The 14,389-nt window shown below is 49.4% G+C and carries 10 protein-coding genes, 1 tRNA gene and 1 riboswitch; of the genes, 8 read left to right on the top strand and 3 right to left on the bottom strand.

Annotated elements, in window-relative coordinates; genetic code table 11:
- From ACNI29_RS03240 to ACNI29_RS03250, 3 genes are read right to left on the bottom strand one after another with little or no spacing between them, the layout of a single operon-like run.
- Complete coding sequence (locus tag ACNI29_RS03240) at positions 1-1,623, bottom strand: tetrathionate reductase family octaheme c-type cytochrome (RefSeq protein ID WP_419780753.1); 1,623 nt, start codon at positions 1,621-1,623, stop codon at positions 1-3.
- Positions 1,624-1,683: 60 nt separating this feature from the next.
- Positions 1,684-2,148 carry an iron-sulfur cluster-binding protein gene (locus ACNI29_RS03245; protein WP_419780754.1) on the bottom strand — a complete coding sequence of 155 codons (465 nt, stop codon included), beginning with the start codon at positions 2,146-2,148 and terminating at the stop codon, positions 1,684-1,686.
- On the bottom strand, positions 2,141-3,124 hold the full coding sequence (locus ACNI29_RS03250) for a 4Fe-4S dicluster domain-containing protein (RefSeq protein ID WP_419780755.1): 984 nt from the start codon (positions 3,122-3,124) through the stop codon (positions 2,141-2,143). The genes ACNI29_RS03245 and ACNI29_RS03250 overlap by 8 nt, the downstream gene beginning before the upstream one ends.
- A 267-nt stretch (positions 3,125-3,391) precedes the next feature.
- Here ACNI29_RS03250 and ACNI29_RS03255 point away from each other — a divergent pair, with 267 nt between their 5' ends.
- The 8 genes from ACNI29_RS03255 to ACNI29_RS03290 all read left to right on the top strand — a co-directional run bounded on the left by ACNI29_RS03255 (position 3,392) and on the right by ACNI29_RS03290 (position 14,385).
- Complete coding sequence (locus tag ACNI29_RS03255; protein ID WP_419780756.1) at positions 3,392-4,765, top strand: sigma-54 interaction domain-containing protein; 1,374 nt, start codon at positions 3,392-3,394, stop codon at positions 4,763-4,765.
- Positions 4,766-5,173: 408 nt separating this feature from the next.
- The gene (locus ACNI29_RS03260) at positions 5,174-6,463 is read left to right on the top strand and encodes a citrate synthase (protein ID WP_419780757.1); all 1,290 of its coding nucleotides are present in this window, start codon (positions 5,174-5,176) and stop codon (positions 6,461-6,463) included.
- Between the two features lie 213 nt (positions 6,464-6,676).
- Positions 6,677-6,763 (top strand) — tRNA-Leu (locus ACNI29_RS03265).
- A 151-nt stretch (positions 6,764-6,914) separates the two neighbouring features.
- A riboswitch (cobalamin riboswitch) is annotated at positions 6,915-7,050 on the top strand.
- A 190-nt stretch (positions 7,051-7,240) separates the two neighbouring features.
- A complete protein-coding gene (locus ACNI29_RS03270) occupies positions 7,241-9,925 on the top strand; it encodes an adenosylcobalamin-dependent ribonucleoside-diphosphate reductase (protein ID WP_419780758.1) in 2,685 nt (894 codons plus the stop codon).
- A gap of 406 nt (positions 9,926-10,331) precedes the next feature.
- Positions 10,332-11,528, top strand: a complete 1,197-nt coding sequence (locus ACNI29_RS03275; protein WP_419780759.1) for a quaternary amine ABC transporter ATP-binding protein — start codon at positions 10,332-10,334, stop codon at positions 11,526-11,528.
- Positions 11,529-11,546: 18 nt separating this feature from the next.
- Positions 11,547-12,557 carry an ABC transporter substrate-binding protein gene (locus ACNI29_RS03280; RefSeq protein WP_419780760.1) on the top strand — a complete coding sequence of 337 codons (1,011 nt, stop codon included), beginning with the start codon at positions 11,547-11,549 and terminating at the stop codon, positions 12,555-12,557.
- A gap of 102 nt (positions 12,558-12,659) precedes the next feature.
- Complete coding sequence (locus ACNI29_RS03285; protein ID WP_419780761.1) at positions 12,660-13,517, top strand: ABC transporter permease; 858 nt, start codon at positions 12,660-12,662, stop codon at positions 13,515-13,517.
- Between the two features lie 205 nt (positions 13,518-13,722).
- Positions 13,723-14,385, top strand: a complete 663-nt coding sequence (locus ACNI29_RS03290; RefSeq protein WP_419780762.1) for a hypothetical protein — start codon at positions 13,723-13,725, stop codon at positions 14,383-14,385.
- The last annotated feature ends 4 nt before the right edge of the window (positions 14,386-14,389 follow it).

Below are 14,389 nucleotides of genomic sequence, written 5' to 3' on the forward strand. Positions count from 1 at the left end.
CTAGTCCTCCTTGCGTCCTGACATGAAAATGCGACCGAGGGCATGCAGGATGACACCCACTGCCGAGGCCAGCACGATGAACCAGCCCCCGGCATCAACGATGGATGAAGCATCGCGACCGGGCAGGTACAGGCAATTCATCTTGTCCAGACGTCCCTGCTTGCTGTGGCACTCTTCACAGGCTACCGCATTTTCCTTTGGCGCGACCATGTGGGTTGTCGGGTAGACGTATTCGGTTTCCACGAACCCGACTTCGCCGCTGAAAGGCAGCCCGGCATACTTCATGCCGTGAGCCACAGCATTTTCCCAATTGTAGTTCTTCCAGTAGGCGTCCTTATCCTTACCGAAGAGATGCGGGATTACGATGTTCTTGTTGACCTTGTCATAGGGAGTCATACCACGGTGCACCTTGAAAGGCATGATCCGGGAATTCTTGTCTTCAATGGACCCTACAGCTCTGGAGACCTGCACGGGCTTGGTGGGGTCGATAGTTGTCTGGGCGGTAATAGTGTCGATGGTTCCGTTGAACCAGTAATATTCCGGAACAACATTCTTTTCCCAGAACATCTCGCCCTTCTTGGTCATATAAACAGGCTTGCCCCACTGGTCCGTTTCAACATAAGCCTTGCCGTCCTTCTTCTTTCCGGCCTTGGACCAGTCCCACCACATCTTGGTCGGCAGTTCGCGGGCAAAAGTGGGAATATGACAGCTCTGGCAGGCCAGCTTGTCGGTGTGGTCGTTGAGCTTCATGCCCAGCTCAGACTTATGCGGTCTTGCGCTGTGGCAGGATTCACACATAATCTTCGAACCAAGGTCGTCTTCAAGCAGGGACTTGCGCTCGGTTGCCGCCGGGGTTGAGTAGATACGTCCGGCGATATCGTGCTTAACTGTGGTGTGGCAGCGGGTACAGGCAAAATTCTGCCCGTCCAGCCCCATATGCACATCAAGAGCCTTGGAAGGCTTGAGCATGGAGGAATCAAGATCGCCGTGCTTTACGCCGTCACCACCGCCACCATAGAAATGACAGGTTCCGCAATTCTTACGGGTGGGACGGCCCACGGACTGGGCTACCTTGTTCCACTCGGGTGACTTGATAAACTTGGAACCGAACTTCTTTCCCGGAGGTGGAGGAGGATTACCTGCTCCGGAGGGAAACTTCTTATATGTTCCGGTCTGCTCGTGACAGACGAGGCAGTCAATCTTCTCCTGTGAGGTGAAATCAAAATCCTTGTCCTTCCATCCGTATCCCGCGTGACAGGAGGTACAACGCGGCTCGTTGGACTGGATGTTGATACAGAAATTATTGACGACCAGCCCACCCTTACCGACCTTCAGCTCCTTTTCCGCCTTGGGATCAAGCCATGTCCAGTGAATGGTCTTGTGGAACTGATGCCCGGCCTCGGTATGGCAGGTCAGGCAGGCCTTGGTAACCTCCGGTCCGCTCTTGAAAGGTTGCTTCAGCGCGTCGAACTTGGAATGGTCAGCAGTGATCCAAAGCTCCTTGCCCTTGGTTGCCTGACGGGCCATTTCCCGACCGGGAGCAGTGTCCCCGGAGGCAAATGCACTCGCGCCAAGAAAAACCAGTGCCAAGAGCAGCAGTACAGAGTTCCGCATTAACTTCATCTCCACCCTCCATAATTATTAATGTCCGGAGGATTGCCCCCCGGATATTTTGCACAATTACTAAGTCCGGATTCCACCAATCTTTAACAGATACGGCCTGCGCCCTCTGAAGTAGGCATACAGTCCTGCCATGCCCAGCAGAAATGCGAATCCCAGATGGGTCCAATCAATAAGCAGCACCGTCATCGGATCAAAGGTCACAGCCTGAAGATTCTTAACCACCCTGAGAAGTCCGGTCACAACAACAAGACCGTATAAGACAATCCGCAATGCCCCGGATAAAGTCATCATAATGCGGTCTCTGTTAGTCATTACAAATATGGTCAGCAAATAAAGGGACATGAACAGGAAAACAGCCCCGAAGATGTAATGGATCTTATTGGTCAGGTAGAAGTCAGCCAGCCAGCCCAGACCGGGAATATCCGCGATGTAATAACGCTTGAAAATAGGCATCTGTGCCATACCGGTCAGGGCGAGCATAAAAATTGTAAATTTCATGATACGTGCGAAGAGCGGGCTAGTCATTGTTATTACCTCCTGCTGCGGAAGCAAAAAACTTCCCGGCCTTGATGACTCCGGCTGCTATCCCGGCAAACGGCGCGATGCCGACTGCATAGGCAAGCTTTTCTTCATCTGCCATGCTGTCTGCAACCGGGGAAAGCCCGGGCTTTCCGGGACCCTTGTCCACGGCTTCATTGAGAAGGTCGAAAGGTACTGGGGAGAGGTAAACGGTATTGGTTCCGCCGTTCTCATCCGCTCCATAGATAAACCAGTCATTCTCCTTCGCCAATTGATGGGCCTTGGCTAGTATTTCACTGCGCGGTCCGATGGTCTGCACGTCTTCCGGACAGGATTCGATACAGGCCGGCAGTTTCCCCTGATCAATACGGTTGTAGCAGCGGTCACACTTGTACATGACCCCGTTCCCGGCAAGCTTGGGCAGAAGACGCAGATACAGCCCCACCCCGGTCTGACGCTGGGGAATATGCCAGGGGCAGACTGCGCGGCACTTGGCCCCGCCGAGACAGACATCTTCATTGATGCGCACAATGCCGTTTTTCTGCTTCCCAGCAGCACCCCACGGGCAAAGGTTGGCACAAGGGGCATTGCGACAGTGCAGGCAACGCCGGGGAATATGAATCTCATGGGTTTCGCCATTGAACTCGACCTCAGCACTCTGGATGTAAAGCCAGTTGTATGGGGTCAAGCGGTCATCAACATCTGTGCGGTCCGACCAGTCTTCAACCTTGACCCGGCTGGTCGGGTACATTTCAGGATACGGCTTTTGCGGCTTGGGGAACTTCGGCTCATTGACCTCGCGGCAGGCTGAAACACATTCACCGCATCCGATACACTTGGAAAGGTCCAGAAGGGTACAAAGCTCTTCATCGGCCCTGCCCGCCTGCGCTGTCTTTGCTGCCGGAATAAGCATGGCTCCACTTGCTGCTCCCAGTCCCTTTAAAAAATTTCTGCGCGATATTCCTGTCTTCTTATTTGTCATACAAATTCCTTTTCAAACTATTCTTATTTCTGCATGGCTACTAAGCGTGCTTACCCGTACTGAGCAGAATCCGTACCGACTCTTGATATTTGATTTATAATTATCACAATTACATGAATAATGGCTAGCATTCATAGAATTATATTCATGATGACGGGGATGGACGGAATCATCAGGACAAACAAACTTGGACAAGTGTTTAAACATATGTTCAAATAATGGCATCAATTTGAACAGTTAAACATTTATTGAACACTGAGTATAATCATGACCGAACAGGACATAGACCTTTATCTAAGAGAAGTAATCGACACCATGAACGACGGGCTGATAATTGTCCGCCCGAACGGAACAATCATGAAGGTTAACGAAGCCCTGCTGCGCATGACCGGTTTCACCAAAAACGAGCTGCTTAACAAACCCTGCTCCGTGCTGGGCTGCGATGCCTGCAAAATCTCACGGGCAGAAGGTAAACAGCATTGGTGCGGACTCTTCAAGAAGCGCAAAGAGAACCGAAAGAACTGTCACATTATCAGTAAAAACGGCAACTACCTGCATGTACTCAAAAATGCTTCCCTGCTTATGAATGACGACGGGAGTATTCTCGGCGCGGTTGAAACTATTACCGACATCAGTGAACTAGATCGCAAGGAACTCAAAATCCGCGAACTATCACGCAAGTTGGAGCATGAAGGGCACGGTTTCTGCGGTTTTGTAGGCAATTCCCCGGTCATGCAGAAGGTATACACCCTGCTCGGCAAGGCCGCCCGCTCCGACGCCCCGGTCATAATTTACGGCGAATCCGGTACTGGAAAGGAACTGGCTGCACAGGCAATACACGAAATGAGTCCGCGCAACAGCAAGCCTTTTGTGCAGCTGAACTGTGCCGCGCTGAATGAATCTCTGCTGGAAAGTGAGCTTTTCGGACATGTGAAAGGAGCCTTCACCGGGGCATACCGCCATAGACAGGGCCGTTTCGAGGAAGCAGCCGACGGATCAATCTTTCTGGATGAAATAGGGGATGTGCCGCTGCCCATTCAGGTCAAACTGCTGCGGGTGCTGGAAACCCGGTCTTTCGAGCGAGTCGGTGAGAATATAAAACTGAATATGGATGCCCGGCTGATAACCGCCACTAATCAAAACCTGCACCAATTGGTGCGCGAACAGCAATTCCGCGAAGACTTCTTTTTCCGCATAAACGTTATCCCGGTCCACCTGCCTCCGCTTCGGGAACGCAAGGAAGACCTGCCACTTCTGCTGGATCATTTCATCCAACAAAATGAGCACCTTAAAACAGGAGAAGGTCCGGCGCCGGAAGCCATGCGTAAACTCATGGAATATGACTGGCCCGGAAACGTCCGCGAACTGAAAAGCGCTCTGGAATACGCATCGGTAGTCAAAGATAGCGGCCCGATTATGCCTGAACACCTACCACCCCAAATCGTCGAGACAGAAATAAAATGCATATGCCCGGAACCCTCTGATTTACAAATAGAACCCGACGAAAAACAGGAACTGATCAATGCCCTCAACCAAGCGGGGGGCAACAAAAGCAAGGCCGCCAAAATACTCGGAGTAAGCCGAGGAACTATTCATAACCGCATGCGCAAATATTCGGTTCAGTACAAGCTGGATACATGATAGGAGTTCAATTAAAGTCCGTTATTACTGAATTTTATACAGAGCTACCCCTTATCGCAGGAAGATTATACTGCCAGCACCACTGGACTTTCCAGCTGATTTTGGGTAAATAACTTTACAACATCGGGGAATAGCGTTCGCTGTTTCCCCTGTAAGACGCCGTACAACCATTTACACTGGTAAGGGAATCCCAACCCCGGTTCCAGTCCGAAAGAAATCACATTTCTGCCCGCTTACATATCCGGATCAACAAGGAACACCCCTTGGGACCGGACTGCAAAACCAGGCATCTGGCTGGTCTACGCACTATGAAATAATGCGTAACCTTCCTTTTGATTGCTCTGGCTATTTGCCCAAAAACAGAGAATATCCCATAGCGCGCACAGACACTTAACAGAAGGAGCACACATGAGCGATAAAGACACTGCGATCCTTAAGTATGACGGCAAAGAATATGAGCTGCCCGTTATCCACGGCACGGAAGGCGAAACAGGTATCGACATCACCAAACTCCGAGCCCAGAGCGGATTGATCACCTATGATCCCGGCTATGGAAACACCGGCTCCTGTACCAGTAACATCACTTTTGTTGATGGGGAAAAAGGCATCCTGCGTTACCGTGGATACCCCATCGAAGATCTCGCCGAACATGGTAAATTCATAGAAACAGCATGGCTTCTCATTTTCGGGGAACTGCCTCTCAAAGAAGACTTAGCCCGTTTTTCAGCCCTGCTGACCGCAGAAGAACTGATTCACGAAGACCTGCGTCACCACTTTGAAGGTTTCCCGGCCCACCGCAACCAGCCCATGGCGATCCTTTCCGCAGTTATCAACGCGCTGGGCAGCCACAACCCGGACCTCAATGACATCACCGACAAGTCCGAATTTTTCCTCGCAGTGGGTAAAATCATATCAAAAGTGCGTACCATCGCGGCATTTTCATACCGCAAATCCATCGGGCGGCCCTTTGTTTATCCCGACCCGGAACTGAGCTACTGCCACAACTTTCTGCACATGATGTTTTCCATCCCCTACAAGCAGTATGATCCGCCCATCGAAGCGGTTAAGGCTCTTTCGCTCATTTTCCAGTTACACGCGGACCACGAGCAGAACTGCTCCACCTCCACAGTAAGGATGGTCGGCTCCACACAGGCTAACATCTTCGCTTCCGTATCTTCCGGCATCTGCGCCCTTTGGGGGCCCCTGCACGGTGGTGCAAACGCTGCGGTAATCGACATGCTCGAAACCATCAACAATGGAGACTACACCATTGATGAGTATATCGAGAAGGTTAAGAAAAAAGAATGCCGTCTCATGGGCTTCGGACACCGCATCTACAAAAGCTTCGACCCACGCGCGAAAATTCTCAAGAAAGCAACCCACGACCTGCTCCAGCACGGTTTCAGCGACGAACTTCTGGATATCGCCATGACTCTTGAAGAACGCGCCCTTTCCGATGATTACTTTGTTGAACGCAAGCTCTACCCCAACGTAGACTTCTATTCCGGTATCATTCTGCGTGCGCTGGGCATTCCGGTAGCCATGTTCCCGGTTATGTTCGCAATCGGCCGCATGCCCGGCTGGATTGCACACTGGTATGAAGATTATACCAACCCCAATGCAAGAATTAACCGTCCAAGGCAGATTTACACTGGCGAAACTCCGAGAAATTACGTACCTATAGATTTCAGGAAGTAATTTTAGTCAATATCGTTCAGGTGCTTGTCCGGCTCCCGAACGATGGATATACCTACCCGGATGTGCCCGTAATCCCGCTCTGTACAAGGACTGGGATTACGGGCAAGCTATTTTTCAAGCATCTGAATTTTAAATTATTTTCATAAAAATTGATTTTTTGTAAAAAAAAAGCTTGCAATTCATACGCGATATTTATAAACAGTTCTTCGCCGTGCCGAAGTGGTGGAATTGGTAGACACGCTAGGTTCAGGGTCTAGTGGAGGTTTCTCCGTGGAAGTTCGAGTCTTCTCTTCGGCACCATATTTCTGAAAAGCCGCAACGAAAGTTGCGGCTTTTTGCTTTTCAAACCCTCCGCAACGGCTCACCCCTACTCCCCGTTGGGCTAAGCCTCTTTTTCAACAGAAGAGCCAAATAATTATTGACCGCAATTTAGAGTTTGTTAAGATTTTTGCTGTTGTTTTTTACTTCAGGTTTGCATCAAAACAGGGAACCCGTTTAGAATACGGGGCGGTTCTGCCGCTGTGATTCCTGACCCTTTAGCCGGGGCCGGGAAAAGCCAGCACCCCTGCCTGAAGCATATCTACCCAGATAGTATCTCTTCTTCTCAAAATTCAGGAATAGCCTTCTGGGCCTCCTGCACTGCAAGTCACAGAACATAAGCTCCAGCCGGGAGCTTTTTTAGCGACAAATGGATTTCTTTTTGAAGTACCATTTGCTTTATATTTGTGATTTTTTTGACTTCAGGGCCGAAAAGCCCTCTAAAGGATTTTCACTGCAATGACTGAACAATCTGTTATCACCCGAGAATCAGCTAAAATGGCACTGGAAGAACACAACCGCTTTCAGGAAACCGTAAGTTCCAAAAAATACCAGATCCGCGACCCTAAAGGACGCCTCCAGGAACACTCTTTCAATGACGTAAAACACAGGCTTTGCCGCGAATTTCTGAAACACTCCAGATTTGAAAACAACGAAAACGAGCAGGTCTGTGAAATGCTACAGTCCGGGCGTTTCATCCCCGCCGGTTCCATCCTTTCCGGTCTTGGGAATGATTATGCCAAATGCTCACTCAGCAACTGCTATCTGGCCAAGATTGAATCTGATTCTCTGGAAGGCATCTTCGAAGCCCAGAAAAAACTTGCCCGCACCTACTCCTACCGTGGCGGCAGCGGCATCGACATCACCATCCTGCGCCCTTCAGGGGACCCGGTTAACAATGCTGCGGTCACTTCTTCAGGTGCTGTAAGCTTCATGCCCCTGTTCAGCGAATTGACCAACACTATCGGACAGAACGGACGCCGCGGCGCGCTGATGATCTCCCTTGACATCAGACACCCTGAAACCCAACGCTTTATCTGGTGCAAAAGTAAACCTGAAGAAATCTTCGGAGTGGACTCCCTGACTGGAAAAATTCAGGACGTATTCGGCGCTAACATCAGCCTCAAAGTTACTGACGAATTCATGCAGGCGGTAGAAGAAGATAAAGACTGGACATTTATTTTCCCGGACAAATTCAAAATCAGCGGCATAATCATAGATGAATCCACCCTGCAACTGCTGCCTGAAGTATACGAAGCACTGGAACCGCAGACCGGCGACCGAATTGAAGCCGAAATAATCTACAAAGTAGTCGATACCGATTCCGCCAGTCATCAGCTCAAGGTTCAGCCCGACCTGCCTTCCAGCGACGGCAAAACACCGCCCACTGAAGACACTCTCACTTTCAGTCTCTCCAGAAGGCGCAATGAAACTTCCGACATTTTTGATCCGGTCAAATCCGTCTACAACCATCTCTGGGACGGAGATTACAGTCGCTGGAAGGAACTAGGCCTACCCCTTAAAGAATACACGACCGTTAGCGCACGGAAACTACTTGACGAAATCAGTGAATCCGCATGGAAATCCGGTGATCCGGGCATCCTTTATCAGGATACCACCCAGCGCAACACCCCCGGTACCTACATTGATCCGCTGCGTCTCAAGCCCATGTCCACCAACCCCTGCGGCGAACAGGCTCTCGGCTATTGGAGTAACTGCCTGCTGGGCGCAATGGTCCTCTACCGTTACGTGGTCAACCCGTTCACTAAAGAAGCCCGCTTCGACACCGAACTCTTCCACGACGATCTGACCCGGACCATGACTTTCATGGATACCATGTCCGACCTCAACATGGACAAACACCCCCTGCAAAAACATCGGGATGCTGACAAGTACGGGAAAAGGATCGGCATTGAGTTCACCGGACTAGGTGACATGCTGGCCATGCTCGGAATGCGCTACGGAAGCGATGAATCAGTGAATTTCATCAAAGAAATCATGCGCGACAAGGCCATTACTGAAATCTCCGTCAGTGCCGACATTTCCGAACGGTTTGGTGAAGTTGAAGCTCTGCAGGACCCTGAAGCTCGCAAACGCTTTCTGGAATGCCCGTACATCACAAATCTCGGCCTGCCCAAAAAGCTGCAAAAGAAAATCTTGAAAACCGGATTGCGCCACACAGCTTTCAACACAGTCGGTCCTTCAGGTTCCATTTCCATCATGTCCGACAACTGCACCTCAGGAATTGAGCCTGTTTTCATGTTCAGCTATGCCCGCGAAACAAGACTTGAAGCCGGGAAGGTCTTTGAATTCATCCACATGCCTCCGCTGAAATGGATGCTTGAGACAAATCAGGAACATCTTTTCGGAAAATACACCGCCCAGCAGCTGAAAGAAAAACTGAACTACGTTCAGGCTGACGAACTGGACTACATGGACCGCATCCGCATGCAGTCAGCAATCCAGCAGTACACCGACAGCTCCATATCCTCGACAATCAACCTCGCCGAGGACACCCCCAAGGAAACCATTTTCCAGATTTATCTTGAATCATGGAAAAACGGACTCAAAGGCGTGACCGTATTCCGTAACGGCTGCAAAAAAGGCGTACTAAGCAAAAAAGAAGACTCCAAAGAATCCAATCCGACTATGAAAGGACAGAACCCGACTCTGGTCGAACGGGAGCTTGGCGACATTGAGCGCGCCGAACGGCACAGGGTCATGTGGAAAGGGTCCAAAATGTACATCATAGTATCCCTTGATGACTCCGGGAACCCCATTGAAATATTCGTCAAACTTCCGAAAGAAGCAGGTGTAACAGGAGACGGTTTCTATAACGAGCAGGTATTTCAGGAGAAATACTCCCTTTGGGAAACCATCACCCGCCTGACCAGTATGCTGCTGCGCGTCGGTATACCTATAGACCGCATCCTGACCCAGCTTGACCGTTCAAGTTACAACATCATTGACGCCGCCGCGATAATCTCGCGCATCCTGCGCCAATACATATCGCTGGACATGGACGACCAGACCATCGTTTCCAAAGGTCTTGGAGACCCCTGCCCTGAATGTAGCAAAAAAGCATACGTCCCCGAAGGGGGCTGCAAAATATGTAAAGCCTGCGGGTACACAACCTGCGGATAATTTTGCGACAAACCTGTCTTTCAACATCATTAAGTAAAAGAGCTGCAACAATAGTTGCAGCTCTTTTACTTTGATTGCCCAATCTATATCCCATTTTTTTGATTACAAAAATCACACCCTGACTTTTCAATACAAAACTAAAAAAACATAGCACATACTGATGCATTACATTAAATTATAAATGCAAAACATCAACGCAAGATCAAAATCGATGTTGTATTTTTTTTATTTTTTATTTTTTAAAAAAACAACATCTTTTCATCTTTATGACACTTCGCTCACAACAAAACAACAGATCAAAATGCATCACTATTACTAACTTACACAAATTTGACAAATGCTTTGTCTATGTTACCATTTTTTTGTCTTTTTAAATTAAACAACACCTCATTGAGTAAAATTTTAAATGAAAAAATTAGTTGTCGACAGTGTTACAAAAATATTCGGATCAAATCCGCAAAAAGGATTAAAATTAGTTCGCGAAGGACTGGATAAAGAAACCATATTCAACGAAACCGGATTGGGAGTCGGTGTCAATCAGGCTTCCTTCTCTGCCAACGAGGGAGAACTGCTGGTTATCATGGGCCTTTCCGGGAGCGGAAAGTCAACTCTTGTCCGGTGCATCAACCGACTCATTGACCCGACTGACGGTTCAATCCTGGTTGACGGTGTGGACATAACCAAGCTTGACGGACCGGAACTGCGTAAACTGCGTCAGAAGAAACTGGGGATGGTCTTCCAGAACTTCGCCCTGCTGCCGCACAAAACCATCTATGAAAATGTCGAATTCGGCCTCGACCTAATGGGCGAGAATGCGGCTAAAAAAAGAGAAATTTCAGAATCCATGCTCGCTCAGGTCGGCCTTGAAGGCTGGGGCGACAGCTACCCTTCTCAGCTTTCCGGCGGCATGCAGCAGCGAGTCGGTCTCGCCCGCGCACTGGCCCTCGACCCTGACATTCTGCTTATGGATGAAGCTTTCTCCGCCCTTGACCCGCTCATCCGCCGGGACATGCAGGATGAGCTTATCAAGCTTCAGAGACGCATGCACAAGACCATCATCTTCATCAGCCATGACCTTGACGAAGCCCTCAAACTCGGAGACCGCATCGTACTCATGAAGGACGGGGAAATTGTCCAGATAGGAACACCGGAAGAAATTCTCACCGAACCTGCCAATGATTACGTTAAACGTTTTGTAGAAGATGTGGATGCCACCAAGGTGCTCACCGCAGAAAACGTCATGAAGAAAGCCGAAGCAGTTGCCTATATTTCTGCCGACGGCCCACGTGCTGCGCTGCGTAAAATGCGCAAAAACAGTATTTCAAGCATTTTTGTGCTGGGTTCTGATCAGGACCTGCGAGGGATTGTCCACGCCAGCGATGCAGCAAAAGCAGTAGAAGCAGGCAGCAGAAAATTAGAGGACATAATGAAACCTGCCCGCAGTGTCTCCGCCAACACTCCAGCACTTGAACTTTATCCCATGATGTCTGAATCCGAATGGCCCCTCGCCGTAATCGATGATCAAGACGAATTCATCGGCGTTGTGGTCAGCGGTAATCTTATCGCTGCTGTGGCTGAATACGGACCGGAACCGTCAATTTAATAATCCTGGAGGATTCTTATGACTAAATTTAACTCACGTACAATACTCTGGATCGCCGGTCTTTTTATGGCTGCTGTGATCAGCATTATGCCCATTAACTCTGCGCAGGCTTCAGACAAACCTGTTGTTTTCGCCGACCTCAACTGGGACAGCATACAGATTCATAACCGCATTGCCGGATTCATCATCGAACACGGATACGGCATGGAAGTAGAATACATTCCGGCAGGTACTGCCATCGCTTATGAAGCGATCATGCGCGGTGATATGGACGTGGACATGGAATCATGGACCACCAACTCCCAGAAACTTTACGATAAAGGCATCAAGGCCGGGACCCTTTTCGACCTCGGCCCGAACTTCAATGACGCCCGTGAAGGGTTGATGGTTCCCACTTATATGATCAAGGGTGATCCCAAGCGCGGCATCAAACCCATGACCCCGGAACTCAAAACTGTTGCCGATCTCGCAAAATACCCCGAATTCTTCAAAGACCCTGAAGATCCTTCCATGGGCATCATCTACTCCGGAGTTACCGGCTGGACTGCAACCCAGAAGACTGAACAAAAACTTAAAAACTACGGTCTTGATGAAAATTTTAACATGCTCGCTCCCGGTTCCGATGCCGCACTGGCCGGTTCCATGATGTCCGCATACAAACGCGGCAAAGGCTGGATCGGATACTACTGGGGTCCAACTTGGGTAATGGGCATGCTGGACATGACCTTCCTCGAAGAAGCACCTTTCGATGAAAAAGTTTGGAATGACACCAGACTCTGCAATTACCCCAGCTCCATTGTTAATATCCTCGTCGGTAAATCCCTGATGGAAAGAGCTCCCGCTGTAATTGAGATGCTCAAGAAATACGAAACCACCATGGCCCAGACCAACGACTGCCTAGCACATATGAAAAACGAAAAAGCCAGTCTTGAAGAAACTGCCGAATGGTTCCTGAAAAACAACGCAGAGCTCTGGACCAAGTGGGTTCCCGCAGACAAAGCAGCCAAGATCAAGGCCGCACTTAACTAGTTAAAATCTGATAATTTAAATATTGCCCACAAAGAAAATCACATTTTCTTTGTGGGCCTACGCTTACACAATGCTGCAAAAACATAACAACCGGATTTTATGATGTATAAATTTCCAAAAACTCTGGAAATACCACTGGCTGACTGGGTAAATGAAGGCATGAACTGGGTCATGGACAACTGGGGTGAATTCTTCGACATACTCGGAAATGCTCTTCTGAAACTCCTGATTGCATTACAGCAATTCTTTCTCATGATCCCTTGGCCCATAACAATTATCGGAGTTGGAGTCGCCGGTTGGTGGCTGCTCGATAGTTGGAAAAGAGGGCTGGGTATGTCTGCCATGTTGTTTATTATCGGCTGCTTCGGATACTGGAAGCTGACCATGATGACTCTGGCCCTAGTAACCGGCGCGGTGGTAATCTCCCTGCTGTTTGGAATTCCCATCGGAATATGGATGGCACGAAGCGACCGGGTTGAAACCATCATCAAGCCTATCCTTGATGCAATGCAGACCATGCCCAGTTTCGTCTACCTCATCCCGGTAATGATGCTCTTCGGACTTGGAAAAGTTCCAGCTCTTTTCGCGACTATCATCTACTCCATGCCGCCGATAATCAGGCTTACCAATGTTGGTATCCGGGAAGTTCCCAAGGACGTTATCGAAGCCGCACGGGCCTTCGGGGCCACCCCCATGCAGACCCTGCTAAAGGTACAGCTTCCCCTCGCCCGCCCGACCATCGTAGTCGGTATAAACCAGACCACAATGATGGCACTGGCAATGGTTGTTGTCGCATCCATGATCGGTGCTAAAGGACTGGGCATGGAAGTTCTGGTTGCAATTAACCGCATTGATATCGGCATGGGCTTTGAAGCCGGGCTTTCCATTGTGTTTCTGGCAATCATCATTGACCGCCTGACCCACGCCATGGCAGTGCGCAACACGCACAATGCCAACTAAATTGCAACACTACGAATCAAACAGCATAAGCCGCAGACTGATTATCCGTCTGCGGTTTTTTTGCGTATAAGATGGAACGGCCAAATCTCAGTTAAAGCTTGAGCTCTTCTCTGAATTATTCCTCAACAAAGAAACAGGCTTTCTAATGGAATTATTTTTATGTTCAGGTATAGTACAGACCTAATCTAAAAAATGGAGAGATATAATGAAAAATTCATGTTCCCGTATGATAGCTGTTACCCTGCTGCTCGCAGCCTGTATGTTCATGCAGGCTTCCGCCGCTTCCGCCTTCAGCCTCAATGACCTGTCCTCATCAGCTGAAACAGCTAAAAGTGCGGCAGAAGGTGCCAGCCTGCTCGACCGGGCTAAAAGCGTCTATGACGGTTTTTACGATTCCACTGATAACCTTGTCGGTGCCCAGACGACAGTCATGAGCATGATCAATCCGACTGAAAGCAACGCCCTGACCTCCAAACTTGCTGACATCAATTCCGGGTCCGCTTTCAGCAAACTTGCCGGTCTGGTCGGTTTTTCCGAAAGTCTGGACTCGGCAACAACAAGCCCTTCCCTGACTTCCAAGCTGACCGAAATCATCACCACTCCCGGCAGTATTGAGAAAGCCAAGAAAGTCTACGACCACGCTTCCACTGCCTATACAACAGGCAATAACTCCATCGGTGAAGCAAAGACTCTTTACTCTGAAATCAAAAACTTCATTGCCTCACCCTCCTCAAAGGGGCTCAGTGAAACCCTGCTCTCAGGACTCGGCAATTATTCCGACAAGATCCTGCCTTTCATTATTGAGAACGGCCCGGAAAGGGTTCAGTCCGCCGCCAAGATCGCGGAAATTTTCAAAGGGTTTCTGTAAGCCA

This window comes from Maridesulfovibrio spiralis (SeqCode), assembly GCF_048571135.1.
GTDB classification, from domain to species: Bacteria; Desulfobacterota; Desulfovibrionia; order Desulfovibrionales; family Desulfovibrionaceae; genus Maridesulfovibrio; species Maridesulfovibrio spiralis.

What these genes read in the sequence shown, in the direction of transcription:
- ACNI29_RS03280 (WP_419780760.1), top strand. Translation starts at nt 11,547, where the DNA reads ATGACTAAATTTAACTCACGTACAATACTCTGGATCGCCGGTCTTTTT.
- ACNI29_RS03270 (WP_419780758.1), top strand. Translation starts at nt 7,241, where the DNA reads ATGACTGAACAATCTGTTATCACCCGAGAATCAGCTAAAATGGCACTG.
- ACNI29_RS03290 (WP_419780762.1), top strand. Translation starts at nt 13,723, where the DNA reads ATGAAAAATTCATGTTCCCGTATGATAGCTGTTACCCTGCTGCTCGCA.
- ACNI29_RS03240 (WP_419780753.1), bottom strand. Translation starts at nt 1,623, where the DNA reads ATGAAGTTAATGCGGAACTCTGTACTGCTGCTCTTGGCACTGGTTTTT.
- ACNI29_RS03285 (WP_419780761.1), top strand. Translation starts at nt 12,660, where the DNA reads ATGTATAAATTTCCAAAAACTCTGGAAATACCACTGGCTGACTGGGTA.
- ACNI29_RS03275 (WP_419780759.1), top strand. Translation starts at nt 10,332, where the DNA reads ATGAAAAAATTAGTTGTCGACAGTGTTACAAAAATATTCGGATCAAAT.
- ACNI29_RS03250 (WP_419780755.1), bottom strand. Translation starts at nt 3,124, where the DNA reads ATGACAAATAAGAAGACAGGAATATCGCGCAGAAATTTTTTAAAGGGA.
- ACNI29_RS03245 (WP_419780754.1), bottom strand. Translation starts at nt 2,148, where the DNA reads ATGACTAGCCCGCTCTTCGCACGTATCATGAAATTTACAATTTTTATG.
- ACNI29_RS03260 (WP_419780757.1), top strand. Translation starts at nt 5,174, where the DNA reads ATGAGCGATAAAGACACTGCGATCCTTAAGTATGACGGCAAAGAATAT.
- ACNI29_RS03255 (WP_419780756.1), top strand. Translation starts at nt 3,392, where the DNA reads ATGACCGAACAGGACATAGACCTTTATCTAAGAGAAGTAATCGACACC.